Genomic DNA, 25,395 nt, shown 5'->3' with positions numbered 1-25,395 from the left:
TTCGATCATGACGGCTTGGTGCGGGGCGTCCGATGTCGCGCGGCTGTGATCCAGGGGGAAACTGCCATGCGCTTCGGTAGCCGCCACATGTCCATCTCTCGTGCCGTAGGCGCGCTGATCGCGCCGCTGATGGCCGTGGCCCTGCTGGTCCCGACCGGGTCCGCCGCCGCGGCCACCCCGGCCCAGCCGCGAGCCGTCAACACGCAGGCGCCGCCGGAGCGTCCGCTGCCGGCCTCGGCGCTGCCGAACCACGGCCTGCCCGCGGGTGAGCGGCCGCCCGTGGAGCCCCCGTCCGTCGAGGCGGCGGGCCCGGCGCAGGCTCCCGACGCGACGGCGCAGGCGGCGCCCACGGTCGACCCGCGGTGGCTGGGACTCGCGAGCAGCGAGCTCGCCCGACCGGTGCTCCCGCGCGTGGTGGTCGCAGCCGACGACGGTGGCGCGGGCGACGGCGCGCCCGGCGAGGCGCCGGTCCTCGCGGACGTCGTCGCGGCGAAGCGCCTCGTCCTGCGTCCCGGCTTCGCGATGGGCGACACCTCGTTGGTCGTGTACTTCGACGTGGAGGACCGGGAGTTCGCGACGTGGCGGGGGTCGGTCACCGACACCGCCACCGGCGCGGTGCAGGAGTCGGTCGAGCTCACGGCCGCGGACCTGGCGGTGTGCGGGTCGCCGCGCACCTACTGCCGGACCTTCGGAGCGGCCGACGGCTGGTCGCTCGTGGCGGGTTCGACGTACTCCGTGGCCATCACGGCCACGTACCCGGACGCGTCGGTGGCCGTGTCCGCCCCGTCGGACGCGGCCACGGCCCGCCGCGTCGACGTGCCGCCCGCGATCCCGGCGGCGCAGGCCTCGGCGTGCGCCTGCGAGGACGCGCTGGGACGCGCGGCCGTGGCGCAGCAGGTGCGCGGGTTCGGGGTCAACACCGGCACCGGCGCCTACTCGCGGACGGAGGCCGACCTCTCGATGGCCTCCGTCGGCGTGCCGTTCGCCGCCTCGCGCTGGTACTCGTCCACCTCGCAGAAGCCCGGCATGTTCGGCGTCGGGTGGACGTGGACCTACGACATGACCGTCACGGCCTCGGGCGACGACGCGGTGGTGCGGGCCGAGGACGGGGCGGTGGCCACGTTCGAGGGCAGCGACGACGGCACGTACCGGCGCCCCGCCGGCGTGCGGTCCAACCTCAGGAAGACCGCGGACGGCTGGACGCTGACGACCCCGACCCACCAGGTGATGACGTTCGACGCGCAGGGACGGCTCCTCTCCGTGCTCGACGCGCGCGGGCTCGGTGTGCGACTCACGTACGGGACGGACGGGCTCTCGACGATCACCGACGGCGCAGGGCGCGTCGTGAAGATCTCGCTGCGCAACGACGTGGGCCTCATCCGACGGATCGAGCTGCCCGACGGGCGCAACGTCCAGTTCGACTACGACCGCAACCGCCTGATCAGCGTCCAGGCGCCGAACGGCCGCACGACCCAGTACCGCTACGACACCGCGGGCCGGATGTCACAGGTCGTCGACCCGCGCGGTGCCGTGCAGGTCGCCACGACGTACGACGCCACCACGGGACGCGTCGTGAAGCAGGTCGACGTGAACGGCAAGGAGACGACCTTCGCGTGGGACGCGTCCCGCAACGAGGCCACCACGACCGACGCCGACGGCGTCGTCCTCCACGACGGCTACCGCAACAACCACCTGGTCTACACGCAGAACGGCAACGGCGACACGCACCACGTGCGGTACGACGCCACGGGCAACTCGAACCTGAGCGTCGACCCGAACGGCAACCAGCGCGCGGCGACGCACGACGCCGACGGCAACGCGACGTCGTCGTCGGCACCGGAGCCGTTCGCCTTCGTCGAGGAAGCCGAGTACGAGGGCAACGAACCCACGCGCTTCACCGACGGCAACGGCAAGACCTGGACGGCGGAGTACAACAGCTTCCACGAGCTGACGAAGAAGACCGATGCCGAGGGCCACTCGACGACGTACACGTACGACGACCGAGGACTGCGGACGACCGAGACGGACCCGCGCGGCAAGGTCACGACGTTCGAGTACGACGAGGCCGGCAACCGGACAGCGGTCGTCACCCCGACCGGACGCCGGTACGTCTACACCTACGACGCGGTCGGCAGACTGACCGGGACCACGGACCCGCGCGGCACCGTGGACGGTGCCGACGAGGACGCGTTCACCACCCGCTACACCTACGACGAGTCCGACCGGCCGGCCACCGTCTCCGCTCCCGGCAAGAAGACGGTGCGCAAGTCCTACGACGAGCTGGGCCGGCTCGACGTCGACACCGACCCCGACGGCAACTCGGTCCGGTACTCGTACGACACCGCGAACCGACTCGTCGAGGTGAAGGACCGGATCGGGAACGTCACGGCGTACACGTACACCCCCGCGGGCCGGATCGCGTCGAAGACGGACGCGGCGGGTGGCCGGACGACGTACACGTACAACGCCAAGGGCCTGATCGCGACAGTCGTGAGCCCGCGCGGCAACGTGGAGGGCGCGGACGGCGCCGCGTTCACCACCACGTACCACTACGACCAGAACGACAACCTGCTGCGCACGAGCCGCCCGGCGCCGGGCGGCGGGACCGTCACGCAGGACGCGTCGTACGACGAGCTGGACCGCACCACGTCCGAGGTCGACGAGAACGGGGTCGCGACCAGCGCCCGGTTCGACAACAACAGCAACCTCACGTCGATCATCGACCCGGTCAGGGGTGTCACGAGGCTCGGCTACGACGCGGCCGACCGGCAGCGCTCGTCGACGGACCCGGCGGGGAACACCGCCACGGTGGACTACGACGCCGCGGGCAACGTGACACGCCAGGTCTCGGCGACGGGAGCGGTGACGTCCTTCGAGTACGACGACGACGCCCGCCTCGTGGCGGTCGTCGACCCGCTCGGGAACGTCGAGGGCGCCGACGCCGAGAAGTACACGACCCGGTTCGCGTACGACGGCGCCGGCAACCGCACCACGGTCACCGACCCGCTGGGCAACGTCACGACCGACCTGTTCGACGCGCACAACAGGCTCGTCGAGCACACGGACGCGAACGGCCACACGACGAGCTACACCTACGACGACCTGGACCGCGTCAGGAAGGTCACGGCGCCGGACGCCAAGGACGGGCAGGGCACGTCGTACACCTACGACGCGAACGGCAACGCGACCCAGGTCCGCGACGCCCGAGGGAACGCCGTCACCGCGACCTACGACCGGCTCGGCCGGATCGCCACGACCTTCGACGCACTCGGTCGGCTCCGGCAGCACACGTACGACGCGGAGTCGAACCTCGTCGAGACGGTCACGGCGCGCACCACCCCTGACCCGTTCAACCCCGTCGACCCCGACAGGGCCAACCGGACCATCACGCAGACGTACGACTCGCTGAACCGCCTGACGGACCGCACGCTCGGGACGGACGGCCCCACCTACACCTACGGGTACGACTCCAAGAGCCGCCTGACCTCCGCGGTCAGCCCGTCGGGTACGACGACGACGACGTACGACGACGCGGACCGGATCACGCAGGTCGACCGCGAGGGCCGGGTCTACACGTACACGTACGACGTCACGGGCAACCTCGAGACGCAGTCCAACCCGGACGGGACGACGCGCACCGCGTCCTACGACGCCGACGACCGGATCACGTCCCTGAGCGCAGCCGGCGGGACGTGGGGCTTCACCTACGACACGGCCGGGCGGCGCGCGACCACCACGATGCCGGGCGACCTCGTCGAGAAGCGGTCGTACGACACGGCCGGGCGCCTGACGCAGGTCGACTCCCACGGCGCGGGCGGCACGTTGGCCCGCTACGACCTGACCCTGGACGACGGGGGTCGCCCGACGACCATCCGCACGACCCGCGGAGAGGTCAGCGAGGACGTCGCCTACACGTACGACCCTGCGAACCGGCTGACGGCGGCGTGCTACGGCACCGACTCGTGCGCGAAGCCCGGGAAGGGCAAGCTCTCCTACGAGTACGACGTGGTCGGCAACCGCACCGCGTCGTCCGCCACCGGCACGGCCGGCGCCTCCTCGGAGACGTACCGGTACGACGACGTCAACGCGCTCCTGTCACGCACGACCTCTCCGGCCGCAGGTGCCCCGACCACCACCACCTACGGGTACGACGCCGAGGGCAACCAGACCACCGCGGGCTCGGACGTCTTCGAGTACCACCTGGACCACTCCTTGGCGTCGGCGACGGTGGGCGGGTCGACCACGACCTACGAGTACGACGGACTCGGCAACCGTGTCGAGGCCACGACCGACGGGGTGCGCCTCGCGTCGGACTGGGACGTCAACGGCGAGCTCGCACAGATCACGTCGCAGCGCTCCGGACCTGTCGGTGGGGACCTCACCGGTGTGCGGGGACTCGTCCACGGGCCGAACGACGAGTCCCTCGCCCTGCTCACGAGCGCCGGCGACGTCTCAGCCCTGTTCGTGCACGACTGGCTGGGCGGCACCTCGGCGCTGGTGTCCCCGGACGGTGCCGTGCAGAGCCTCGCGGACTTCGACCCGTACGGGCTGCCGCGCACGTCGCCCACGCAGGACGGCCTGACCGTCACCCCGGACCCGATGGCCGCGGAGAACCCGGTGCTGTACGCCGGTGGCTACGCCGACCCGTCCCTCGGTGGGCGGTACGCGCTGCGTGCGCGCGACTACGACCCGACCACGGGCGTGTTCTCCACGGTCGACCCTGCGCCGGCCGGCCTCGGGATGCCTCTGGGGTCGACGTACGCGTACGCGGCCGGTTCCCCAACGATGTACACGGACCCTGCGGGTGAGTGGCCGAGCCTGTCGTCGGTCTGGAAGTCGGCGTCGAGCGGTGTCGCCAGCGCCTACCGGGCGACCGCGACGTTCGTGGACAAATACCAGGCCGAGATCGTCGGCGTCGGTGTGGGGATCGCTGCCGGGGCGGCGTGCGGCCTGACGACGCTCGGCGCCGGGAGTGTCGCGTGCATCGCGATCGGTGCCGCGGCGTCCTCGGCCGCCACGAACCTGTGGCGTACCAAGGTCCAGAAGAAGGAGGAGTTCACCTGGGGCGGGCTCGCCAAGGACCTGACGATCGGCACCGCCAGCTCGCTCGTCGGCTACGGGCTCGGTCGGTACGTCGCGAAGATCCCGGCTGTGCAGACCCTCGTGGGTCGGCTCGCCAACTCCACCGTCGGGCAGGCGGTGAACCGGGTCTCCGCCGCGGTGAGCACCGCGGTCAACCGTGTCGCCGCGAACGTACGGACCGCCACCGTCCAAGCCGCCGGCAGGGCACGCGCCAGCACCACGGCCGCGTTGCAGGCACGTGGCTGGAAGGCGATGGAGCCGAATGCGACGGTGAGGGATCTGGTGGGGATGCGTCGACCTGATGTCGGCGGCACCGCAGAGAGCACGATCAAGCAGCTGAGCGCGGCGACACGCTCGAACAGTGCGCTCCTCAGATCGGTGTTCAGGCCGAAGGACGGCGAGCACATCGCCCTCCGTGAAGGAACGACCAACGTCATCGACCAGGGCAACCACCGCGTGGAAGAGCTGCTGAGGAGGGCCGCCTCGTCCACCAGCCTCAGGCCCGACCGCATCACGTACGACACACCGATCTACATTCGAGGCTTTCCTGGTTCATGAGTCCGCTCGCGGGCACGCGCTCGACTCGAGGAGGAGGGATGTCGATGCAGGGAACGCCGATCGCGCAGCTGCCGTCGATGATCACCCGCATAGCAGTGGATCCCGCTGGTCGGTCGATCGCGTGCGCGACGGCGGCGGGGACGGTCCACCTGTTCGACACGACGAGCCTCACCGAGGTGTGGTCGGCTCGCCACGGGGGGCGATGGCGGGGGGTGCCGCTGCACTCCATCTCCATCTCCGGGCGCGGGGACATGGTGTGCACCGGGGGCGAGGACGGGACTGCGGTTCTCTGGTCCGTACCGGATGGTCGGAGGGCCGCCCGACTCACGTACGAGCACCGAGTTCCGGTCCTGTCGAGTTCCATCAGTCGGGACGGTCGCCAGCTGGCCCTGGGATACCGGACAGGGGTGATCGTCCTGCGGGACATGGTCGATCACCGCGAGACGGGGCGGCTGCACCACGACGTCTGGGCGAACCAGGTCGAGCACGACTCCACAGGCGCCCGGATCGCCTCGGCCGGCTACGACAAGACGGTCCGCGTCTGGCACGTCAGCGATCACTCCCCGGCGTGGCGCGTACCGACTCCTGGCCTCGCGGGCTCGCTGAGCATCGCACCTGAGGACGACCGGCTCGTCGTCAACGGATTCGGCTCGCGCGCGGCCGTGCTGTCGATGGAGGACGGCACGGAGCTCGGTGCGCTCCAGCACGATGCTGACGTCCTCTTCGTCAGGTTCAGCGCCGACGGTCGACGGATCGTCACGGAGTCCGAGACCGGTGTGGTGACGATGTGGAACGGCGAAACCCTCGACAAGATGGCAGAGGTCACCTTCGACCGGACAGTGGCCGATCCCCATGCCCTCCCCGCGGGGGCTGCCGTCGCGTTCGGCTACGGTGACGAGCTGCGCCTGTTCACCCTGAGCTCGGAGGAGTCGACGTGAGCACGCACCCGTCAGGGACCGAGCGGGTCCGCTCGACGCGGAACCTGCTCGACTCCGTGCTCAAGCCCAGGAGCGGCGCTTTCATCGCCGTGCGTCCCGGGACCACCGACGTGCTCGACGACGGTCAGCGCCGGGCGACGGAGCTGATGGCGCTGGCCGAGCGCGCGGACCTCGGGGACTACCGGGGAGTCACGTGGGACACCCCGATCCACATCAAGGGCTTCCGACGGTCGTCGTGAGCCTCGCCGCCCGTCGGCCCTCGAGGAGCTGACCACCCATGCCGTCCCCCCACGGGTTGCGCCTGCCCGCATCGATCACGAGCCTCGCCGTCCACCCGGACGGTCGGTCGATCGCGTGCGCGACGGCGGACGGCTCGGTCCACCTGGTCGACGCCGACCTGTCGGTGCTCTGGTCGGCACGGCACGGCACGCGGTGGTCGCGGGCCACCCGGCTCGCGTCCGTCGCGTTCTCCCCGCGGGGTGACCTGGTGGCCACCGGGGCGCACGACGGCAGCACGATGACGTGGCGGGTCGCGGACGGTCGACCGTCCCGGCGGATCACCTTCCCCCACACCGACTCCGTGGTGTCGTCCGCGTTCAGCCCCGACGGCCGCACGCTGGCGATCGCCCACCGGTCGGGGTACGTCGTCGCGTGGGACGTCGAGCAGGACCGCGAGGTGGGCCGCATGGACCACGGCTTCTGGGCGACCGGGGTCGAGTACGACGCGGCCGGCTCCTTCATCGCCACCGTCGGATACGACAGGTCCGTCCGGGTGTGGCGCGCGGACGACCTCACCGAGGTCTGGCGGGTGCCGACGCCGCAGATGGCGGGTGCGGTGAGCATCGCGCCCGCAGGGGACCGACTGGTCGCGGGCGGGTTCGGCGACCGTGCCGTCGTGCTGTCGAGCGACGACGGGGCCGAGCTCGGCGCGCTGCAGCACCGGGACAAGCTGCTCTTCGCGCGATTCACCCCGGACGGCCGAGGGATCGTCACGGAGTGCCTCGGCCACGTCCTGACGCTGTGGGACGCCGTCTCGCACGCGAAGCTGCGGGAGCTCCAGCTCGACGGGCTCGCCGTCGACCCGTGCGTGCTCCCCTCCGGCGACGCCGTCGCCGCCGGCTTCGGCCCCGAGCTGCGCGTCCTGCGCCTCGTCGGCTGACCGCCGCCTGCGCCTCCCGTCCGCCGACCGGTCGTCGACCCCGGGGAAGGCGCTCCCGGACCCCCGGGTGGGCGTGGCCGTCAGGTGAGCCAGTCGCGGACCGCCGCGACGACCGGTGCGTCGGCCGGCCCGTGGGCGCCGGGGACGACGACGAGCGTCGTGGGCCCGGCCAGGGTCGCGAGGTGCGTCGCGAGCTCGTCGGGGGTGCCGAACGGGTCGGTCGCACCGCTGACGGCCAGGACGGGCACGTCGATCCGCGGCAGGTGCTCGACCCGCAGCCGGTCCGGCCGACCGGGCGGGTGCAGCGGGTAGGACAGCAGCAGCAGACCCGCGACCGCGAGCCCGTCCGCGACGGCCATCGAGCTCATCCGCCCACCGAACGACCGCCCGCCGACGACCAGCCGCTCGGTGCCCACGCCCAGGTCGGCGGCGAACGCGTCGGCCTCCTCGCGCACCCGGGCGGGTGCGGCCGCCGCACCGCGCGGCAGGTCGACACGCCGCACCGGCAGCCCGGCGGCGGTCAGCGCGGTGTCGAGCGCGACGAGGGTCCGGTTGTCCCGCGTCGCCCCCGCCCCGGGGGCCAGCAGCACCCCGGCGACGTCGACCGGCCCGCTCCCCGCCCGCAGCACCCGCACGTCCGCCATCCCCCCATCCTCCCCCCGACATCACCCGCCCCGGACACCAGGTAAGGGCATTCCTGCAGGTAGCCTGCCCGCCGTGACTCGCGACACCCTCTCCCCGTCCGACCGGACCCGCGCCGGTGCGCTGTGCGAGCGCATCGAGGGCGTCTTCGACCAGCGCGTGGTCGGGCAGACGCAGCTGCGCACGTCCCTGGTGGTGGCGCTGATGTGCGGCGGGCACGTGCTGCTGGAGTCGGTGCCCGGTCTGGCCAAGACCACGGCCGCGCAGACGCTCGCGCAGGCGGTGTCGGGGTCCTTCCACCGCATCCAGTGCACCCCGGACCTCATGCCGTCGGACATCGTCGGCACCCAGGTCTTCAACTACGGGACGTCGACGTTCACGACGCAGCTGGGTCCCGTGCACGCCAACGTCGTGCTGCTCGACGAGATCAACCGCTCGTCGGCCAAGACGCAGTCCGCGATGCTCGAGGCGATGCAGGAGCGGCAGACGACGATCGCCGGCGAGATCCACCCGGTGCCGTCGCCGTTCATGGTGCTGGCCACGCAGAACCCCATCGAGGAGGAGGGCACGCACGTGCTGCCCGAGGCCCAGATGGACCGGTTCCTGCTCAAGGAGGTGCTGGACTACCCGCAGCCCGTGGAGGAGGTCGAGATCCTCGACCGCATCTCCGACGGCCGCATGACCCGCGCGCTGCGCGCGGACGCGCTGGCCCTCAAGGACGTCGAGTGGCTGCAGCGCACCGTCGACCAGGTGTACGTGGACCGGTCGATCCGGCGGTACGTGGTGGACCTGGTGGCCACCACGCGCGGGCGCGGGTCGGTGCAGGTGCCCGGCCTGGACCGGCTGGTCCGGATGGGCGCGAGCCCCCGCGGGTCGATCTCCCTCATGCGGGTGGCGCAGGCGGTCGCGCTGCGCGCGGGCCGCGGCCACGTGGTCCCGGAGGACGTGCACGCACTGCGCAACGCCGTGCTGCGCCACCGCATCGTGCGCACGTTCGACGCCATCGCGGACGACGTGTCGACCGAGTCGATCATCACGTCCGTGTTCGACGCGGTCCCGGCTCCCTGACCCGTGCCCGCCCGGTCCCGTCTCGCGCTGGTGCGCGCGCGCCTGCAGCTGCCCACGCTGCGGCGCGCCACCGGCCTGCTCGACGGACGGCACCGGGCGGTGTGGAAGGGCCACGGCGACGAGGTCGACGACCTGCACGTGTACACGCCGGGCGACGACGTGGGCGACATCGACTGGCGCGCGTCGGCGCGGTCCGCCACACCCGTCGTCCGGCGGTACGAGGCGACGTCGAACGTGGCGCTGGTGCTCGTCGTCGACACGGGCCGCCACATGGGCGCGACGTCGGCGGGCGGTGAGCCCAAGCACGAGGTCGCCCAGCTGGTGGCCGACGTGGTCGCGCACCTGGCGCACCAGCGCGGCGACCGCGTCTCGCTGCTGGCCGGCGACGCGGGGCGCGTCGTCGAGGTGCCGGCCGGGGCGGGCACCACGCACCTCGAGGTGCTGCTGCGCCGCCTGCAGCGCACGTTCGACCCCGACGCCCCCGAGGGTGACCTCGCCCGGCTGCTGGACCGGGTGCTGCGCCGCACGGCCCGCCGCTCGCTGGTGGTCGTCGTGACCGACGAGGCCCGGCCGGGCACGGACGCCGAGCACGCCCTGCGGCGGCTGCGGACGCGGCACGAGGTGATGGTGGTGCAGGTCGTCGACGCGGACCTCTTCGCCGGTGCGCTGGGGGCCGCCCCCGGCAGCCTCGCCGGGGTGTCGTCGTCCGCGGCCCGCGGCCGGCCCGTCGTGCTGCCGCCGGCCGGGCGCCCCGTCCGCGACGTCGTCAGCGGCTGGTCCCTGCCGGCGTACCTGCGCGGGCGCCGCGGCGTGCGCGAGGCGGTCGCCGCCGCGCGCACCGCGCGCCACGCGGAGGTGGAGGAGCGCATGCGCCGCCTGGGCGTGCGGTCCGTGACGGTCGAGTCCACGCACGACGTGCTCGACGAGATGGTCGCCCTGCTGGGGAGGTCACGTCGTGCCGGGCGCTGAGCTGGTCGACCCGGTGCCGTACTCCGGGTGGTGGCCGTGGGTCGCGGTGGCGATCGTGCTCGCGGTGGTCGGGTGGTACGTGTGGGTCTGGCGCTCGACGCGCGGCCCCGCCGCGGCCTCCCCGCCGCCGGCCGTGCCGGGCGTGCCGGGCGCGCCGCGGGCGGCGAGCTCCCGCCGCGACCCGTACGCCGCGCTGCGCGGCACCACGCTCGCCCGGCTCGACGAGGTGGAGCGCCGGCACGCCGCCGGGGACGTCGACGCACGGGGCGCCAACCTCGAGATCCGGTGGGTGCTGCGCGAGTTCGCGACGGCCCGCACCGGTGTGGACACCTCGGCGATGACCGCCGCCGCCGCCCGCGCGGACCGCCGCACCCGGCCCCTGGCGTCCCTGCTGGAGAACTCGTCCGTGCCGACGTTCGGGGCGTCGTCGCGCACCCGCGTCGCCCGGACGCTGGAGCAGGCCCGCAAGCGGGTGCGGACGTGGTGACGCGCGCGGCCCTCGAGACGCCCTGGCTCGCGCCGGTCGTCGTGGCGGTCGTCGTGAGCGCCCTGGTCACGGGTCTGCTGCTGCGCGACCGGCGCGGTACGACGCCCGTGGCCAACACCGACGACCTGCGCCGCGTGCCGGCCCTGCGCGCCTGGCGCGTGCGGTACCGCGCGCTGCGCGTGACCCTGGCGCTGGCCGTCGCGACCGCGGCCGTCGCCGCGGCGGTGCTGGCGGCACGGCCGGTCACGGTCCAGGAGCGCACGCGCGAGCTCGCGAACCGCGACATCGTGCTGTGCCTGGACGTCTCGGGCTCGATGCTGCGCTACGACGAGCAGGTCGTGGCGACGTTCGAGCGTCTGGTGGCCGGGTTCACCGGGGAACGCGTGGCGCTGTCCGTGTTCGACTCCACCTCCTCCACCGTCTTCCCCCTGACCGACGACTACGCGCTGGTCACCGACCAGCTGCGCATCGCACGGGAGGCGTTCGCGGCGCCGGGGTCCGGGGCCGCGGAGGAGCTGTTCCGCGGCACGGGCGGCATCGAGGGGCAGGCCTCCCTCATCGGGGACGGCGTGGCGTCGTGCACCCTGCTGTTCGACCAGCACGACGCCGACCGCTCGCGCTCGATGGTGCTGGCGACCGACAACGAGGTGTGGGGCGATCCGGTGTACACGCTGTCCGAGGCGGCGGACCTGGCGGCCGCGCGCGGCGTCGTGCTGCACGCCCTGTACCCCGCGCACCGCGACATGGGGGCGGCCACCCCCGCCGCCCTGCGGGCGGCCGCCGAGGGCACCGGCGGGACGTTCGCCGCGGCCGAGGACGCGGACGCCGTACCGGCGATCCTGGCGCAGGTCCAGCAGGCCCAGCTGGCGGCCATGGAGGCGGACCCGGAGCAGGTCGTCACCGACGACAGCGACGTGTGGGTGTGGCTGCTGTACGGCGCGGGGCTGGCCGTCGTGGTGCTCGCGTGGCGGGTGCGCGCATGAGCGCCCGGACGGTGGTGCCGGTCCTCGTCGTGCTGCTCACGGCGGTGCCGATCCTGGCGCTGTGCGTCGGTGCGGCCCTACGGGCCTCCGGTCGGCGGCGTGACCCTGCGGTGCCGGGCGCGCCCGCACGCACCTGGTGGCGGCGCACCGCACTGGTCCTCGTGCTCGCGGTGGTCGGTCTGACGCCCACCGTCGCCGCGACGCAGAGCGGTGGGGCGCGCGTCGGGGTGCAGGTGTGGTTCGTCGTCGACCGCACCGGCTCGATGGCGGCCGAGGACTGGGGGCCGGGCGACCCGGTGGTCCGCGGGCCGGGCCTGCCGCCCGTCCCCGCCGTGCAGCGGCTGGACGGGGTCCGGCACGACGTCGTGCAGCTGACGCGGGACCTGCCGTCGGCGTTCTACTCGGTGGTCGCGTTCGCCGACGAGGCCGGCACGCAGCTGCCGCTGACCGACGACACCACCGCCGTGCGGTCCTGGGCCCAGACCGTGACGCAGGAGGTCACCGCAGGATCCGCGGGCACGCGCCGCGACCGCGCGCTGGAGGTCCTGGAGCGCTCGCTGCGGGACGCGCAGGACCGAGACCCGGGGATGGTGCGCCTGGTGTTCTACCTGTCCGACGGGGAGCAGACCACCGAGGACGAGCCGGGGTCGTTCACCGCGATCGCCCCGCTCGTCGACGGCGGCGCGGTGCTCGGGTACGGCACGGCGGCCGGTGCGCCCATGCGGCAGCACGACGGCAGCCTGGACCCGGACGCGCCGTACATCCCGGACCCGCAGGACCCGTCCCGTCCCGCGCTGTCGTACGCGGACGAGACGGCGCTGCGCGAGGTCGCGGCCGAGCTGGGCGTGCCGTACGTGCACCGCACCGGCCCCACGTCCACGGCCGACCTGGTGGCGGACGTCGACGTCGCGGCGATCACGGCCGACGGGCGTGCCGACCTGTCCACGCGGCGCGACCTGGTGTGGCCGTTCGCACTGGTCGCGGGTGCGCTGCTCGCGATCGAGGCGTGGACGTGGGCGCGGGCGTCGAGCCGGCTGCGGGGGCGACGGTGAGCCGCCGGACCACGGGGCGCACGCTGCGGGAGCGCCAGCAGGCGGAGGCCCGGCAGAGGCTGCGCGAGCGGCGGGCGGAGATCAACGCCCGCCACACCGCCGAGCGCCGCCGGCGCCGTTCGGAGCGACGGGCCGCCCGGCGCGACCGGGTGCGCGCCCTGCCGCCGCACCTGCGCCGCCGCCGGCGGATGCTGCGGTGGAGCGCCCTGCCCGCGGTGCTGCTGCTCGGGTTCGCCCTCTCCCTGCTGCAGCTGGGCCCGCAGTACGCGGCGGCCCGGGCGGCGTACGACGACGACCAGTGGTGGGACGCCATCGACCTGTTCGAGCGGCAGGACCGGTGGGCGCTCGTCGAGCTGTGGAAGGGGCCGTTCAACGAGGGCACGGCCCTGCTGCGCGCGGACATGCCCCGCAGCGCGGTCGAGCCCCTCGACCGCGCGCTGGAGCTCGTCCCCGACGAGCACCGGTGCCTGGTGCAGACCAACCGCGCGCTGGCGCTGGCGGGCAGCGAGAAGGAGAGGACCGAGCGGGCCGAGGAGCAGCTCGAGTACGCCCAGGCCGTCGCGGACGCGGTGGCCGCGCAGGAGGCGGGTGAGCCCTACGACGCCGAGGTGCTCGAGCCGCGGTACGAGGGCGGCGATCCGCCGGTCGTCGCCGACGAGCTCTGGTACGCCGCGTACCTCTTCCGCGAGGCCGCCGACGACGCGGCGCTGCTCGCGGAGGCACTCGCTGACCCCGCCTGCGTCCCGCCCCCGTCGCAGGGCGGCGGCGAGGACGAGGAGGAGGAGTCCGAGGGCGGCGGCGAGAGCCAGGACGAGGAGTCCGAGGGCGGCGGCGAGAGCCAGGACGAGGAGTCCGAGGGCGGCGGCGAGGGCGACGACACCGAGGGTCAGGGCGGCGGGCAGGACGACGGCTCCGACGGCCAGGGCGGCGGGCAGGACCAGGGCTCCGACGGCCAGGGTGGTGGGCAGGACCAGCAGGACCAGCAGGACCAGCAGGGTGCCGGGGCTGCGGAGCGTCGGATGCAGGACCTGCTCGGCGCGTCGACGGAGCTGGAGAACCTGGGTCGGGCGGCGGAGGAGGGCACGCTCGAGGGCCGGCCGGAGCTGGGCCGCGGGCAGCAGCAGGCGCCCGACCCCGCCCAGGCGGAGGCCGAGCGGCGCCGGCAGCTGGCCGACCGCAACGGGCAGGCCGACGGCGGCGGGACGGGCGGGCAGCAGCAGGCGCCCGGCGGCACCGGCTCGTCACGCGGGGGCGGACCGGATCCGGGCACGGGGTCGGGCGGCGGCGGACGCAACTGGTGAGCCGGGGGCGGCGGCGGGCGGGTGCGAGGATCGGGGGGTGCTGGTGACCCCGTCGGACCCCGACCTGACCGCCCCGCCCCTGCCCGCCGTCGCCCCGGACGTCCGCCTGGTCGCGGTGGACATGGACGGGTCCCTGCTGGACGACGCCAAGCGCGTCGACCCGTCCTTCTGGCCGCTGCTCGACGCACTCGTCGCGCGCGGCGTGACGGTCTGCCCGGCCAGTGGCCGGCAGTACGCGACGCTGCGCCGCCAGCTCGGACGCGACGACCTGGTGTACCTGGCGGAGAACGGTGCGCACGTGGTGCGCGACGGCGTCACGGCGGCCGTGGACGGGCTCGACGCGGAGGTGGCACGCGACGTGGTGCGCGAGGTCCGCCGCCAGGTGGCCCACGGCGCGGACCTCGGGGTCGTGCTGTGCGGGCTGCGCAGCGCGTACGTCGAGCGCACGGACGCCGCGTTCCTGGCGCAGTGCGAGCCGTACTACGCGCTGCTCGAGCGCGTGCCCGACCTGACGGCGGTGGACGACACGGTGCTGAAGGTCGCGGTCTTCGACTTCGGGTCGGCCGACACGGGGGCCGGACCGGCCCTGGCGGAGTTCGCCGGCGCGGCGACGGTGCTGGTCAGCGGCGCGCACTGGGTGGACGTCATGAGCCCGACCGCCGACAAGGGCCACGCGCTGCGGGAGGTGCAGCAGCTGCTGGGGGTGGGCCCGGAGCAGACCGTCGCGTTCGGGGACTACCTCAACGACGTCGGCATGCTGGCGGCGGCCGACTGGTCGTTCGCGATGGCCAACGCCCACCCCGCGGTGCGGGACGGCGCCCGGTTCGTGGCACCGTCGAACCAGGAGAACGGCGTGGTCCGCACGCTGCGGGCGCTGCTCCGCCTGCCCTGACGCCGGCACGGCGCCCGGCGGGTCTCAGTCGGACGGCCGGTCGAGCAGCGGCGGCGGCGCCTGCAGGTCGATCGCCCGCAGGACGACGGCGTGCTCCACGCCCACCTGCCGGCCCTGCGCGGCGGTCAGGGCGGGGACCAGGTCGGCGGGCGCGGGGTGCCAGGGCAGCAGCGCGAGGTACTCGCGGTGCGCCTCCAGCGAGGCGACCGCGCGCGCCAGCGCCTGCGGCGGCACCGGCACGCCGTGCGTGGGCTCCGGGTCCCCCGCCACCAGCAGCCACCGGACGGACCACGGCTCCAGCCCGGCGTCCACCAGCTCACGGAAGACCCAGCGGTTGCCGGCGTCGCGCACGGCGTCCGCCGTGGCCAGGCCGGCCGCGCGGTGGTCGGCCTGGTTGAGGCCCACGGGGGTGTCCTCCCGCCACGTCGTGGTCAGCACGGCGTCGGGCCGGAACCGGCGGATCGCGGCGGCGACGTCGCGGCGCAGGTCCAGACCGTAGAGCAGCACGCCGTCGGGGTGCTCGAGGAAGTCCACCCGGGTCACGCCGACGGCGCGCGAGCCGGCCACCTGCTCGCGCACGCGCACCTGCGCGGCGTGCGCGGGATCCCGCGCGTCCATGCCCGCCTCGCCGCGCGTCAGCAGCAGGTACGCCACCTCCACGCCCCGCGCGGTCCAGGCCGCCACGGCGGCGGACGTGCCGTACTCCAGGTCGTCGGGGTGCGCGACGACGCACAGCACGCGGGTCAGCGACTCGTCGGGCAGCAACGGCAGCGGCGCGGCCATGGACCCACGGTAGGGCGCCGCCCGGGGCACGGCACCCGGGCGGACCTGCCCCGCTCAGGCCCGGGCCAGCGCGGCGTCGAACGCGCCGAGCAGCGCCGGGCTGAAGAGCACGAACCGCACGGTGGTGACCGGCGTGCCGGGGTGGGCGGCGACCCACGCGCGCGCGGCGCCGACCGCCACGTCGGCCGCCTGCGCCGCGTCCCACCCGTACACGCCCGCGCCCACGGCGGGCAGGGCCACGCTGGTTGCGCCCAGCCCGTCCGCCACGTCGAGGCTGGAGGTGACGCACGACGCGAGCAGGGCGGGGTCGGTCTGCCCGCGGTGGCGGTCCGGCCCGACGGTGTGGACCACCCACCGGGCCGGCAGGTCGAAGCCGGGCGTCGCGACGGCCCGGCCCACGGGCAGGCCGTCGGGCAGCGTGGTGGCGCGCAGCTCCCGGCACGCGGCGAGCAGCCGCGGGCCGGCCGCGGCGTGGATGGCCCCGTCGACCCCGCCGCCGCCGAGCAGCGAGGAGTTCGCCGCGTTCACCACGACGTCGACGTGCTGCTGCGTGATGTCCCCGAGGACCGTCTCGATGCCCATCGCGCCATCCTGACGCCGCCCCGCGCGGCCGGCGACCGCCGCGGGCGCACACCGTCCGACCAACCGCCACCGCACGAGCCGCGGCGGGCGGGGCACGGCGGGCGGGGCACGATGAGGCCCCTCGGACGCTTACTCCGAGGGGCCTGCTCCGAGCCTAGCGGCGGGCTGCCGCCGGACGGGTGACGCGGGCCGCGTGTCCACAGATCGTGTCCACAGCCCTGTGTCTGACCGATGGGTTCGCAGGTCGGCCTGTGGACGAGGGTGTGGACGGACCGGTGGACGAAGACCCGTCCCGACAGGCCCTTGTGGGACGGTCGCCGGGGGTCTAGAACTGGGGAATCGACCTCGGCCGACCGTGATCCACCAGCAGGAACGCCCCTCCCGGGAGCCTCCCGCGGGTCACGGCCGATCCCCGGGGACGGACCGAACGGAGAACGTGCGGCACCTCGACGGGGCGACCCGTCGACCTGTGGATGACGACGCAGGGACGCACCGGTACCGGGAGGTCGATCGTGGACGTCCCGCCCGCGGTGCACCGGCTCGCCGGTCGCACCGGGTGCCGGGGCGGAGCCGCACCGTCAACGGCGGCGTCGGCCACCGGGCGACCGGTGGCACGCGACCCACGGTCGGGGAGGCCCCTCGGACGCTTACTCCGAGGGGCCTTCCTCGTGCGCGCCCTCAGCCCGTCGGCGCCGACTCGACGAGGATCGTCACCGGGCCGTCGTTGACCAGCTCGACGGCCATGTCGGCGCCGAAGCGCCCGGTGGCGACCTCGAGCCCGCGTGCGCGCAACGCCGCGACGACCGCGTCGACCAGCGGCTCGGCGACGGGACCCGGCGCTGCGGCGTTCCACGTGGGACGACGCCCCTTGCGCACGTCGGCGTAGAGCGTGAACTGGCTGACCACCAGCACGGGCGCACCGACGTCGACCGCCGAGCGCTCGTCGCGCAGGATCCGCAGCTCGGCGATCTTGCGGGCGACCACCTCGACCTGCGCCGGGCCGTCCCCCGGGGTGACGCCGACCAGCGCGAGCAGGCCCGGCCGGTCGATCTGCCCGACGACCTCGCCGTCGACCCGCACGGCCGCGCGGGTGACACGCTGCACGACCGCCCTCATCGCCGCACCGACCGCGCGTCCGCACCGCCGACGACGGGCCGGCAGGTCACGCGTCCGGCCCGAACGTCGCCCGGACCTCACCGACGGGCCGGCCGTGCCCGAGCACCGGGGTGCGGGCCGCGTCGGCGACCAGCGCCGGGTCGACGCCCGCGAGCGCCAGCGCCGCGGCGAGCACGACCGCGCGGGGCCGGCTCGACCCGTCGAGGACCTTGAGGGCGACCGCACCGCCGTCCGGGAGACCCGCGGCGTAGACGCCGTCCGCGCCGTCCTTGGCGACCAGTCCCGGCACGGCGGCCATGAAGGCGGTGACGTCCCGGCCGGTCCCACCGACGTGCCAGGGGTGCGCCGCCATCGCGCGGGCCACGCGGCCCGGGGCGGCGGGCCCGTCCCCCGCCGCGGCGGCCAGGGTCCCGAAGGCACGCGCGAGACCGGCCAGCGTCGTCGAGAGCAGGGGCGCGCCGCAGCCGTCGACGGTCACGTGGTCCACGGGGGCACCGGTCAGCTCGGTGGTGGTGGCGACCACCGCCTGCTGCAGCGGGTGCGCCGGGTCCAGGTAGTCGTGCGTCGACCACCCGGCCGCGCGGCAGGTCGCGAGCATGCCCGCGTGCTTGCCGGAGCAGTTCTGCGTGAGCGACGCCGGGCCGTGGCCCTGCGCCCGCCACTCCCACGCCGCGTCGGGCGCCAGCGGCCAGTCGGGCGTGTTGCGCAGGTCGGCCTCGGTGAGGCCGGCACCGGCCAGCAGCCCCCGGACGACGTCGAGGTGCCCGCGCTCCCCGGAGTGGCTCGCGCACACCAGTGCCAGGTCCGCACCGGCGACGTCCAGCCCCTGCCCCAGCATGGCGACGGCCTGCACCGGCTTGAGGGACGACCGCGGCCACACGGTGACCTCGGGGTCGCCGACGGCGTGCCGCACCGCCCCGTCCGGGCCGACGACCACGACGTGACCCAGGTGGACCGACTCGACGAGGTCGCCGCGGTGCACCCGTGCGAGCGGGCGCGCGCCGGCGGCGACGTCCGCGACGCTCACCACCCGCCGCCGCGCGACGGGCCACCGCCCCGGCGGCGCGAGTACGGCGTGACGGCCGGGCGCACGTCCACCAGGTACACGATGGCGGCCGCCGCGCTCACGAGCGCGAGGAACGACGGGAACCGCAGCGGCAGCCCCAGCGGCGGCGGGATCGAGATGAACGCGACGACGGTCGCGGCCACGAGCACCCACGTCCAGAACGTGCGCGTCCGCTTGCCGGCGGCCGTGAACGCCGCGGCGGGACGGCGCAGGCAGTCCACGAGCGCCCACGCGGACAGCACGAGGATCGCCACGTAGAAGACGAGGAAGAGCAGGACCTGCAGCGACCCGATGATGCCCACGCCGAGAGCCTACGAGACGCAGGGCGGGCGGGTGCGTCGGACGAGCCGCTCAGAGCTCGGGCAGCGCGACCCGGGCGTCCGCGGGCGTGGCCCCCGACGCCTCGAGCAGGTCCACCACCAGCGAGCGCAGCAGCAGCACCAGCGACTGCGACGTCCAGTCGTCGGGCGCCAGCGCGTACGGGTCGAGGGCCGCGGCCACGGCCAGCAGCCGCTCGCGCGCCGGGCGCGGGTCGTGCCCGGCACCGATCGCGGTGGCGAGGTCGTCCGTGGCCCGGGCCGCGGCCGCGACGACGTCCGCCAGCCCCGGCGGCACCGGCCCCTCCTGGACGACCGCGACGGACCGCCGCGCCAGCACCCGCGCGCTGCGCATGGCCCGGTCCAGCAGGACGCTCTCGTCCACCAGCCCCTCGAGCTCGGCGCGGTGCCGGCGGTGCGCGGGCGCCAGGCGGACCAGCTCGGCCGCCGAGCGCGCGGCGTCGCGCCACTCGTCCAGGGCCGGCTGCGACGCCCGTCCCGTCAGGAGCGCGGCCTCGACGTCCTCGACGTCCCCGGCGCGCAGGCCGCGGGCGAGCACGGTCAGCACCGTGGTGAGCTCCTGCACCGCCGCCTGCGCGAGCGTGCGCGGGTGCCGTCGTGGGTCGGTCGGGGTGAGCAGCGCGAACGCCAGCGCGACGCAGCCGCCGACGACCGCGTCGACCCAGCGGCCGAACGGCCCGCCACCGATCTGCGGCAGCCCGACGATGACGATGGCCTGCACACCGGCCTGGGTGGTGAGCAGCGCCCCGCGGTCCAGGAACCGTCCCACCAGCGCCGAGGCCGCCAGGACGACGGCCATCTGCCACATGCCGGACCCGATGACGTGCACCACCAGGTCGCCCGCCGCCACGCCGATCGCCACGCCGCCGGCCAGCTCGACGACGCGGCGCACCGACCGGTCGCGCGAGAACCCGAGCGCCAGCCACGCGGCGACGGGCGCGAAGAACGGCATCTCGTGGCCGAAGACGTACAGCCCGATGCCGTACGCGAGCCCCGCCGCCGCGGACGCCTGCAGGACGAGCCCCCACGAGGACCGGACGCGCGCCCACCCGGCACGCACGCGCGACCCGAGCTGCAGCCGCAGCATGGCCGACGTCCGCAGGGCGCCCGGCGCGCTCACCGCAGCAGGTCCACGGAGGTCACGCGCCCCCGAGCATGGGGTGCTGGCCCAGTCCGCGGGTCAGCGGACCGCGCGCCGCCGGCCGGTCGGGCGTCACGCCGTCCCCGCGCACGACGACCTCCTGCCCGCCGGCGACCGCACCGCCGTCGCAGTCCACGAGCAGCACGGCGTCCTCCGGGACGGACCGCTTGACCACGGCCAGGGCGATCGGGCCCAGCTCGTGGTGCCGCGCCACCGAGGTGACCCGCCCGACCTCGCGGCCGGTCGTGGCCTCGTCGGCACCGCCGGCCGTGGGCGCGGCGGCACCGGGCAGCCGCACGGGCGCACCGACCTCGGGCAGCAGGTGCCCGGAGCCGTCGAGGTGCAGCATCACCAGCCGACGCGGGGGCCGGCCCAGGTTGTGCACGCGTGCCACCGTCTCCTGCCCGCGGTAGCAGCCCTTGTGCAGGTGCACGGCGGTGCGCAGCCAGTCCAGCTCGTGCGGGATGGTCCGGTCGTCGACCTCGTGGCTGCGACGCGGGCGCCAGGCCTCCACGCGCAGCGCCTCGGACGCCCAGGTACCGACGAGGGGCCAGCCCGCCGCCTCCCGGGCGCGCACCTCCTCGACGAGCCGCTCGCGCGGCACCAGCACCAGGCGCCACCGGCGGTCGACGCCCGGGTGGGCGTCGTCGTCCGCGCCGTAGCGGGTGCCGCCGGGGGCGGTGCGAGGCCACGGGTCGCGCCACGTCACGGGCTCCCCCGCGGCTCCCTCGGCGTCGACCGGCTCCGCGAGCGCCGCCCACGCGTCGGTGACGTCGGCGACCTCGACGCGCAGCATGAACCGCATCCGGTCCAGCCACGCCGCGAGGGCGGGCGCGGTCTCGGTGAGCAGCCACGTGGTCGTGCCGTCGTCGACGACCCCCGCCGCGTGCTCGACGCGGCCGTTCGGGTCGAGCACGAGCAGCTCGGTCGACGTGCGCGGGGCCAGCGCCTGCAGGTCCTGCGACGTCAGCGAGTGCAGCCAGGTCAGACGGTCGGGACCGGTGACGGTGACGACGCCGACGTGGGACTGGTCGACCACGGCACCACCGCGTGCCAGCGCACGCTGCTCCGCGGTGGGGTCGCCGTAGTGCCAGGCGACGCCGGCGTCGGGCCCGGCCGCGGCGACCGCACCGCGACGGGCGAGCAGCGGGCTGCGGTGCCGCGGCGGGGCGACGGCCTCGGTCTCGCCGTCCACGTCAGTCCTCCACCCGGGCCAGGCGCCCCGACGCGTACGACTGCATCGGCTCGCCGAAGGCGGCCAGGTCGTGCGCCCACATGAGCTCACCGTTGACCAGCCCGTACAGGCGCTTGCCGGCGTTCACGGCCGCACCGGTGGCGGTGCGGGCGATGAGGTCGGAGACCAGGTCGATGCGCCCGTTGCCGACCGACCCGACGTACACGTCGACGTGCCCGGACGGGTCGGCGAGCAGCAGCTCGACGGGGTGCTGGTCGGCGGCGAGGTCGGCGGGCCGCTCGGGCGGCACGCGCCAGTAGCCGGACTCGGTGGACCACACCGGGCCGTCGAGCGGCTCCGGCGTCCCCGCGGGGGCGGCGTCGGGGTCGTCGGCGACGGGGGTGCCGCCGTCGAGGGTCGCGGCGTCGTCGGGGGCGACCACCAGGCGGATCGTCGTGCGGTACGCCAGGTAGGGACCGCCGTCGTGGGTGATCTCGAGCTCCTGCGTGAAGGTGCTCTCCTCGACGCCGGGGTAGCCCACGACGCCCTCACCGCGCCAGCGGCCGACCAGCCAGGCGAGCGGGTAGACCTCGGGGGCCAGACCCTCGGGCAGCACGAACGGCACGGTGCCTCCTCGACTCGGGCGCGCGCCGGCGGTGGCCGGCACGCGCGGCGGACGACCGACCGGTCGCCCGCAGGGGACGCGTCAGCGCCGAGGGCTCAGCGCTGGCCCTTGTAGAGGCGGTACACGACGAAGCCCGCGAACCACGCGATCGTCAGCGAGGCCAGCACGAGCAGGCCGATGAAGAAGCCCTCGAGCGCAGTCATGCACCGATCCTAACGACGAGAGGGACCGGTTTCGTCCCGGGCGCGCGGATCACCCCGCCAGCACACGCCCGGCGACGTAGACGAGGACACCGCTGACGGTCACGGGCAGCACCACGACGGCCAGCGACGGCAGCCGCCGCTCGAGCGCCGGGAGCCGGTCGAACAGGGCGTGCAGCGCGGTGACCAGGACGCCGACACCGACGCCGAGCACGGCACCCGCGACCAGCTGCACCGTCGGCAGCAACCAGCCGACGAGCGTGCCGCCGGCCGTCGCGGCGACCACGGTGACGAGGTACACCAGCCAGGTGCGGCCCCGCAGCGCGACGCTGGCCGAGCCGAGCGCGAGCGCGACCGCACCGGCGACCACCAGCTCCTCGCCCCCGTCGAGCCGGGCCGTGGCGACCCAGCCGGTCACGCAGACGGCGAGCACGGTGCCCGCGACGGTGCCCGAGACCGACTCGACCATGCGCAGCCGGCCGTCGCGGCGCAGCATCTCGTTGACGAACGCGAGGACCACGGCTGCGGCGAGCACGAGCGCCAGGTGCTGCAGGTACGGCTGCTCGGGCGTGAACGTCACGGCCGCGACGGAGCCGAGCCCGCCGAGCGCGACCACCGCACCGGCACCGGGCGTGAAGGGCAGCGCGGCGAGCCCGGGCCACCCCAGCGCCAGGACGAGGACGAGGACCGCGCTCACGGCCGCCAGCGGCAGGACACCGGCGAAGCCGGCCACCGCGACCACCGCGGCGAGGACCGCGGTGAGGACGGACCGGGTCTCGACGCTCATCGGGTCCCCCGTCGGCCGTCGGGCCGACGCCTCAGGGGCGGGTCGTGGCGCGGACGGGTCGGACGGCGGTGGTGAAGCACGCGGGCGATTCTCGCAGACGCCCCCTGGGACCGTGGACGCGCGGACGGGTGGCACCCGCGGGCTGTCGGCGCGGGGCACGCCCACCACGCGGTACCGTGTGCCAACTCGCAGCCAGGAGGTGACAGGTGGCGGATCTGCTGCTGCTCACGCCTGCGTCCGGGGGTTCGGCACAGGTGCTTCCCGCGTTGGGGCTCCTGTCCCACCGGGTCCGGGTGCTCCCTGTCGAACCGTCCGCTCTCGTGGACGCCCCGGACGCGGACATCGTCGTGCTCGACGCGCGCCGTGACCTCGTCACCGCCCGCACCACCTGTCGACTGCTGCGCGCCACCGGTCTGACCGTCCCGCTCGTCCTCGTCCTGACGGAGGGCGGCCTGACGGTCGTCACCGCCGAGTGGGGCGCGGACGACATCATCCTCGAGCACGCGACGCCGGCCGAGGTCGAGACGCGGTTCCGGCTGGTCATGGAGCACGCCGCGACGTCGTCCTACGACGACGCGCCGCAGGAGATCTCGTCCGGCGAGCTGACGATCGACGCGGGCGGGTACACCGCCCGGCTGCGCGGTCGCCCGCTGGACCTCACGTACAAGGAGTTCGAGCTCCTCAAGTACCTGGTGCAGCACCCCGGCCGCGTGTTCACGCGCGCCCAGCTGCTGCAGGAGGTCTGGGGGTACGACTACTACGGGGGCACCCGCACCGTGGACGTCCACGTGCGGCGGCTGCGCGCGAAGCTCGGCCCGGAGCACGAGCAGCTCATCGGCACCGTGCGCAACGTGGGGTACCGGTTCGACCCGCCCAAGGACCGCCGCGTGACGGAGGACCGCACCGACGTGGCGGAGCCCGCGGAGGCCTGACCGGCGCGCGCCCTGCGCGGAGCGGCACGGCGTGCAGGTGCCCGGACCCGGCGGTAAAGTCGACATCCGGTGCGCCGGGAAGTCTGGTCGGCAGTGACCCCGTCGACCCCACCGAGAGGTACGACCTGTGCCCACCACGCCTTCAGGCGCGCCCGCGCGCCGCCCCGCCCGCACGCTCTTCGGCAGCCTCAGCGCCGGCAGCGAGCGCAACCTCGCCGACACCCTGCGCGACGAGCGGATCGGCGGCCTGCTCCTGCTGGTCGGTGCCGTCGCCGCGCTGCTGTGGGCGAACCTCGCCCCGGACTCGTACCGTGCCGTCAGCGAGACCGTCGTGGGCCCGGCGGCGCTGCACCTCGACCTCGACCTGGCGCACTGGGCGGCCGACGGGCTGCTGGCGATCTTCTTCTTCGTCGTGGGCCTCGAGCTCAAGCGCGAGATGGTCGTCGGCGAGCTGCGGCACGTGGCCACGGCCGCGCTGCCCGCCGCGGCGGCCGTCGGCGGCATGGCGGTCCCTGCCCTCGTCTACCTGACGGTCAACACGACCCTGCCGGGGGGCGCACCGGAGGGGTGGGCCGTGCCCACGGCCACGGACATCGCCTTCGCGGTCGGCGTCCTGGCCATCGTCGGCCGGGGCGTGCCGGTCGCGCTGCGCGCGTTCCTGCTGACGCTGGCCGTCGTCGACGACCTGCTCGCGATCGTCATCATCGCGGTCGGGTACACCGAGACCGTGACGTTCGGGCTCGTGCTCGGCTCGTTCGCGTGCGTGGCCGTCTTCGCCCTCGCCCTGCGCCGCGGGATCCGCTCACCGTTCCTGCTGGTGCCGCTCGCGCTGGCGGCCTGGACGCTGCTGCACGCCTCGGGGGTGCACGCGACCATCGCCGGTGTGCTGCTCGGGTTCGCCGTGCCTGCCGCGGCCGGGACGGCGCGGCCCGCACGGGGTGGCGCTCCCCGGCCCCTGGCGGACCCCGACCACTCGCTGGCCGAGCGCTACGAGCACCTGTGGCGCCCGGTGTCCGCCGGGTTCGCGGTGCCCGTCTTCGCGCTGTTCGCGGCCGGCGTCACCATCGACCCGGCCACCGTCGGCGCCGCGTTCGCCGAGCCCGTGGGCCTCGGTGTCGTCCTGGGGCTCGTGCTCGGCAAGCCGGTCGGCATCACGCTGGCGACGTGGGCGGTGTCCCGGTTCACCCGCGCCCGCCTGGCACCCGGGCTGGGGTGGTGGGACGTGGTCGGCGTCGGCGTCCTCGCGGGCATCGGCTTCACCGTGTCGCTGCTGGTCGGCTCGCTCGCGTTCGGCACCGGGACGGAGCTGGGCGACCACGTCGTCGTCGGCGTGCTCACCGCCTCCCTGCTCGCCGCCCTGGTCGGCGGTGCGATCCTCGCCTGGCGCGGGCGCGTGCACAGCGTGCGGGCCGACGGCGCCGCCGCAGGGGCGGCCGGTGCACCCGCACCCGGGCCCGGTCGCGGTGCGGCCGGGAGCGAACGGGACACCGACCCGGGGGCGAGCCGGTAGGTTCGCACTC

23 protein-coding genes are annotated in these 25,395 nt (G+C 75.0%); 13 read left to right on the top strand and 10 right to left on the bottom strand.

All coding sequences use genetic code 11. The features are described from left to right. The first annotated feature begins 87 nt into the window (after positions 1 to 87). Genes BMZ16_RS02665 through BMZ16_RS02650 form a run of 4 tightly spaced genes read left to right on the top strand, consistent with a single transcriptional unit; the run spans position 88 to position 7,737 of the window. Positions 88 to 5,640, top strand: coding sequence for a DUF6531 domain-containing protein (locus tag BMZ16_RS02665; RefSeq protein ID WP_143082734.1), 5,553 nt, complete (start codon positions 88 to 90; stop codon positions 5,638 to 5,640). Between the two features lie 38 nt (positions 5,641 to 5,678). Next, entirely contained in the window at positions 5,679 to 6,578 is a 900-nt protein-coding gene (locus tag BMZ16_RS02660; RefSeq protein WP_089798040.1) for a WD40 repeat domain-containing protein, read from the top strand. Continuing rightward, positions 6,575 to 6,817 (top strand): hypothetical protein, encoded by a 243-nt coding sequence (locus tag BMZ16_RS02655; RefSeq protein WP_089798039.1) that lies wholly within the window; start codon positions 6,575 to 6,577, stop codon positions 6,815 to 6,817. The genes BMZ16_RS02660 and BMZ16_RS02655 overlap by 4 nt, the downstream gene beginning before the upstream one ends. 38 nt (positions 6,818 to 6,855) lie before the next feature. Then, positions 6,856 to 7,737: a WD40 repeat domain-containing protein gene (locus BMZ16_RS02650; RefSeq protein ID WP_089798038.1), complete on the top strand. Its 882-nt coding sequence runs from the start codon at positions 6,856 to 6,858 to the stop codon at positions 7,735 to 7,737. 80 nt (positions 7,738 to 7,817) lie between these two features. On the opposite strand, the gene BMZ16_RS02645 is transcribed toward BMZ16_RS02650, so the two are convergent. Further along, on the bottom strand, positions 7,818 to 8,381 hold the full coding sequence (locus BMZ16_RS02645; RefSeq protein ID WP_089798037.1) for an alpha/beta hydrolase family protein: 564 nt from the start codon (positions 8,379 to 8,381) through the stop codon (positions 7,818 to 7,820). A 73-nt stretch (positions 8,382 to 8,454) separates the two neighbouring features. Here BMZ16_RS02645 and BMZ16_RS02640 point away from each other — a divergent pair, with 73 nt between their 5' ends. From BMZ16_RS02640 to BMZ16_RS02610, 7 genes are all read left to right on the top strand, one after another. Next, positions 8,455 to 9,447 carry an AAA family ATPase gene (locus tag BMZ16_RS02640; RefSeq protein ID WP_369822481.1) on the top strand — a complete coding sequence of 331 codons (993 nt, stop codon included), beginning with the start codon at positions 8,455 to 8,457 and terminating at the stop codon, positions 9,445 to 9,447. 3 nt (positions 9,448 to 9,450) lie between these two features. Continuing rightward, positions 9,451 to 10,416, top strand: coding sequence for a DUF58 domain-containing protein (locus BMZ16_RS02635; RefSeq protein WP_089798036.1), 966 nt, complete (start codon positions 9,451 to 9,453; stop codon positions 10,414 to 10,416). After that, on the top strand, positions 10,403 to 10,903 hold the full coding sequence (locus BMZ16_RS02630; RefSeq protein ID WP_089798035.1) for a hypothetical protein: 501 nt from the start codon (positions 10,403 to 10,405) through the stop codon (positions 10,901 to 10,903). The genes BMZ16_RS02635 and BMZ16_RS02630 overlap by 14 nt, the downstream gene beginning before the upstream one ends. Then, on the top strand, positions 10,897 to 11,886 hold the full coding sequence (locus BMZ16_RS02625; protein ID WP_143082732.1) for a VWA domain-containing protein: 990 nt from the start codon (positions 10,897 to 10,899) through the stop codon (positions 11,884 to 11,886). Before BMZ16_RS02630 ends, BMZ16_RS02625 begins: the two co-directional genes overlap by 7 nt. Then, positions 11,883 to 12,938 (top strand): vWA domain-containing protein, encoded by a 1,056-nt coding sequence (locus tag BMZ16_RS02620; protein WP_143082731.1) that lies wholly within the window; start codon positions 11,883 to 11,885, stop codon positions 12,936 to 12,938. Before BMZ16_RS02625 ends, BMZ16_RS02620 begins: the two co-directional genes overlap by 4 nt. Continuing rightward, entirely contained in the window at positions 12,935 to 14,239 is a 1,305-nt protein-coding gene (locus BMZ16_RS02615; protein WP_143082730.1) for a hypothetical protein, read from the top strand. The genes BMZ16_RS02620 and BMZ16_RS02615 overlap by 4 nt, the downstream gene beginning before the upstream one ends. Before the next feature lie 121 nt (positions 14,240 to 14,360). Continuing rightward, positions 14,361 to 15,131 (top strand): HAD hydrolase family protein, encoded by a 771-nt coding sequence (locus BMZ16_RS02610; protein ID WP_177199606.1) that lies wholly within the window; start codon positions 14,361 to 14,363, stop codon positions 15,129 to 15,131. Between the two features lie 24 nt (positions 15,132 to 15,155). Here the strand turns inward: BMZ16_RS02610 and BMZ16_RS02605 are convergent, their stop codons facing one another. The 9 genes from BMZ16_RS02605 to BMZ16_RS02565 form a co-directional block, all read right to left on the bottom strand. Beyond that, positions 15,156 to 15,914: a PIG-L deacetylase family protein gene (locus BMZ16_RS02605; protein ID WP_089798030.1), complete on the bottom strand. Its 759-nt coding sequence runs from the start codon at positions 15,912 to 15,914 to the stop codon at positions 15,156 to 15,158. A 54-nt stretch (positions 15,915 to 15,968) separates the two neighbouring features. Continuing rightward, positions 15,969 to 16,496, bottom strand: a complete 528-nt coding sequence (locus BMZ16_RS02600; protein WP_089798029.1) for an O-acetyl-ADP-ribose deacetylase — start codon at positions 16,494 to 16,496, stop codon at positions 15,969 to 15,971. Positions 16,497 to 17,174: 678 nt separating this feature from the next. Next, positions 17,175 to 17,612 (bottom strand): D-aminoacyl-tRNA deacylase, encoded by a 438-nt coding sequence (gene dtd / locus BMZ16_RS02595; RefSeq protein ID WP_089798028.1) that lies wholly within the window; start codon positions 17,610 to 17,612, stop codon positions 17,175 to 17,177. 46 nt (positions 17,613 to 17,658) lie between these two features. After that, positions 17,659 to 18,639, bottom strand: coding sequence for an asparaginase (locus BMZ16_RS02590; protein ID WP_089798671.1), 981 nt, complete (start codon positions 18,637 to 18,639; stop codon positions 17,659 to 17,661). Beyond that, positions 18,636 to 18,980, bottom strand: a complete 345-nt coding sequence (locus tag BMZ16_RS02585; RefSeq protein ID WP_089798027.1) for a DUF2516 family protein — start codon at positions 18,978 to 18,980, stop codon at positions 18,636 to 18,638. Before BMZ16_RS02585 ends, BMZ16_RS02590 begins: the two co-directional genes overlap by 4 nt. Positions 18,981 to 19,029: 49 nt before the next feature. Then, the gene (locus BMZ16_RS02580) at positions 19,030 to 20,136 is read right to left on the bottom strand and encodes an FUSC family protein (RefSeq protein ID WP_089798026.1); all 1,107 of its coding nucleotides are present in this window, start codon (positions 20,134 to 20,136) and stop codon (positions 19,030 to 19,032) included. Positions 20,137 to 20,155: 19 nt separating this feature from the next. Further along, positions 20,156 to 21,352, bottom strand: a complete 1,197-nt coding sequence (locus BMZ16_RS02575; protein ID WP_089798025.1) for a CAF17-like 4Fe-4S cluster assembly/insertion protein YgfZ — start codon at positions 21,350 to 21,352, stop codon at positions 20,156 to 20,158. A 1-nt stretch (position 21,353) separates the two neighbouring features. Then, the gene (locus BMZ16_RS02570) at positions 21,354 to 21,956 is read right to left on the bottom strand and encodes a heme-binding beta-barrel domain-containing protein (protein ID WP_089798024.1); all 603 of its coding nucleotides are present in this window, start codon (positions 21,954 to 21,956) and stop codon (positions 21,354 to 21,356) included. 252 nt (positions 21,957 to 22,208) lie between these two features. After that, entirely contained in the window at positions 22,209 to 22,943 is a 735-nt protein-coding gene (locus BMZ16_RS02565; protein ID WP_089798023.1) for a hypothetical protein, read from the bottom strand. Between the two features lie 206 nt (positions 22,944 to 23,149). On the opposite strand from BMZ16_RS02565, the gene BMZ16_RS02560 reads away from it, so the two are divergent. Together BMZ16_RS02560 and nhaA are read left to right on the top strand one after the other, a co-directional pair. Continuing rightward, a complete protein-coding gene (locus BMZ16_RS02560; protein ID WP_089798022.1) occupies positions 23,150 to 23,875 on the top strand; it encodes a winged helix-turn-helix transcriptional regulator in 726 nt (241 codons plus the stop codon). 127 nt (positions 23,876 to 24,002) lie between these two features. Beyond that, complete coding sequence (nhaA, locus tag BMZ16_RS02555; protein WP_089798021.1) at positions 24,003 to 25,385, top strand: Na+/H+ antiporter NhaA; 1,383 nt, start codon at positions 24,003 to 24,005, stop codon at positions 25,383 to 25,385. Positions 25,386 to 25,395: the final 10 nt, after the last annotated feature.

This window comes from Cellulomonas sp. KH9, from assembly GCF_900114185.1.
Classification (GTDB): Bacteria; Actinomycetota; Actinomycetes; order Actinomycetales; family Cellulomonadaceae; genus Cellulomonas.
The sequence above is the reverse complement of the archived record's forward strand: the minus strand, read 5'-3'. Positions and strand labels throughout refer to the sequence as shown.

Bases quoted from the DNA above. Each gene is read 5' to 3' on its own strand.
- BMZ16_RS02660 (WP_089798040.1), top strand. From the start codon at position 5,679: ATGTCGATGCAGGGAACGCCGATCGCGCAGCTGCCGTCGATGATCACC.
- BMZ16_RS02665 (WP_143082734.1), top strand. From the start codon at position 88: ATGTCCATCTCTCGTGCCGTAGGCGCGCTGATCGCGCCGCTGATGGCC.
- BMZ16_RS02600 (WP_089798029.1), bottom strand. From the start codon at position 16,496: ATGGGCATCGAGACGGTCCTCGGGGACATCACGCAGCAGCACGTCGAC.
- dtd (WP_089798028.1), bottom strand. From the start codon at position 17,612: ATGAGGGCGGTCGTGCAGCGTGTCACCCGCGCGGCCGTGCGGGTCGAC.
- BMZ16_RS02620 (WP_143082731.1), top strand. From the start codon at position 11,883: ATGAGCGCCCGGACGGTGGTGCCGGTCCTCGTCGTGCTGCTCACGGCG.
- BMZ16_RS02610 (WP_177199606.1), top strand. From the start codon at position 14,361: ATGGACGGGTCCCTGCTGGACGACGCCAAGCGCGTCGACCCGTCCTTC.
- BMZ16_RS02645 (WP_089798037.1), bottom strand. From the start codon at position 8,381: ATGGCGGACGTGCGGGTGCTGCGGGCGGGGAGCGGGCCGGTCGACGTC.
- BMZ16_RS02650 (WP_089798038.1), top strand. From the start codon at position 6,856: ATGCCGTCCCCCCACGGGTTGCGCCTGCCCGCATCGATCACGAGCCTC.
- BMZ16_RS02565 (WP_089798023.1), bottom strand. From the start codon at position 22,943: ATGAGCGTCGAGACCCGGTCCGTCCTCACCGCGGTCCTCGCCGCGGTG.
- BMZ16_RS02605 (WP_089798030.1), bottom strand. From the start codon at position 15,914: ATGGCCGCGCCGCTGCCGTTGCTGCCCGACGAGTCGCTGACCCGCGTG.